Origin of the sequence: Shigella sp. FC1967 (assembly GCF_001743005.1) — a bacterium.
GTDB lineage: Bacteria > Pseudomonadota > Gammaproteobacteria > Enterobacterales > Enterobacteriaceae > Proteus.
Map to the genome: position 1 here is coordinate 1 of NZ_MIIZ01000207.1, position 267 is coordinate 267.

The window sequence follows — 267 nt, forward strand, 5'->3', positions numbered from 1 at the left end:
CGAAACTAAAAGCCCATTTTCCCACGTTTAAAAGTAAGCATGGCAGACAATCTAGCTATCATTGTGTCGGGATCAAAGTCATTGATGGCGCGATAAAAATCCCGAAAATCGCACCGATTGAAGCGCGTTTACATCGTGAAATTACGGGGGCGCTGAAAAGTATCACACTGAGTCGCAGCGCAACCGGAAAATACTATGCGTCACTACTCTGTGATGACGGGGGTAGAAGCACCGGCAAAGCCAACATTGATATCAAATATCACGGGG

The 267-nt window shown here is 46.4% G+C and carries 1 pseudogene; it reads left to right on the forward strand.

Annotation, left to right across the window (positions count from 1 at the left end):
• Window positions 1–267, forward strand: a pseudogene (locus BHE89_RS01875) (RNA-guided endonuclease TnpB family protein); the annotation flags it as partial.